The 1,071-nt window shown below is 62.6% G+C and carries 1 protein-coding gene; it reads left to right on the plus strand.

Translation table 11 applies throughout. The features are described from left to right. Positions 1-1,071, plus strand: a 1,071-nt coding sequence (tuf, locus tag P3T40_RS44955) for an elongation factor Tu (protein WP_429274100.1), incomplete at both ends; no start/stop codon positions are given.

The following is a 1,071-nucleotide window of genomic DNA, read 5'->3' on the forward strand; positions in this document are numbered from 1 at the left end:
CGGACCAAGCCGCACGTGAACGTCGGCACGATCGGTCACGTTGACCACGGCAAGACCACGCTGACGGCAGCGATCACGACGGTGCTGACCGCGAAGTTCGGCGGCGAAGCGAAGGCGTATGACCAGATCGACGCGGCGCCGGAAGAAAAGGCGCGCGGCATCACGATCAACACGGCGCACGTCGAGTACGAAACGGCTAACCGCCACTACGCGCACGTTGACTGCCCGGGCCACGCTGACTATGTGAAGAACATGATCACGGGCGCAGCGCAGATGGACGGCGCAATCCTGGTGTGCTCGGCCGCTGACGGCCCGATGCCGCAAACGCGTGAGCACATCCTGCTGGCGCGTCAGGTTGGCGTTCCGTACATCATCGTGTTCCTGAACAAGTGCGACATGGTGGACGACGCTGAGCTGCTGGAACTCGTCGAGATGGAAGTTCGCGAACTTCTGTCGAAGTACGACTTCCCGGGCGACGACACGCCGATCATCAAGGGTTCGGCCAAGCTGGCGCTGGAAGGCGACAAGGGCGAGCTGGGCGAAGTGGCGATCATGAACCTGGCCGACGCGCTGGACACGTACATCCCGACGCCGGAGCGCGCAGTTGACGGTGCGTTCCTGATGCCGGTGGAAGACGTATTCTCGATCTCGGGTCGTGGCACGGTGGTGACGGGCCGCGTTGAGCGCGGTGTCGTGAAGGTCGGCGAGGAAATCGAGATTGTCGGTATCAAGCCGACGGTGAAGACGACCTGCACGGGCGTGGAAATGTTCCGCAAGCTGCTGGACCAGGGTCAGGCAGGCGACAACGTGGGTATCCTGCTGCGCGGCACGAAGCGTGAAGACGTGGAGCGTGGCCAGGTTCTGGCGAAGCCGGGTTCGATCAACCCGCACACGCACTTCACGGCAGAAGTGTACGTGCTGAGCAAGGACGAAGGCGGCCGCCACACGCCGTTCTTCAACAACTATCGTCCGCAGTTCTACTTCCGTACGACGGACGTGACGGGCTCGATCGAGCTGCCGAAGGACAAGGAAATGGTCATGCCGGGCGACAACGTGTCGATCACGGTGAAG

The organism is Paraburkholderia sp. EB58, assembly GCF_050436665.1.
Taxonomy (GTDB): domain Bacteria; phylum Pseudomonadota; class Gammaproteobacteria; order Burkholderiales; family Burkholderiaceae; genus Paraburkholderia.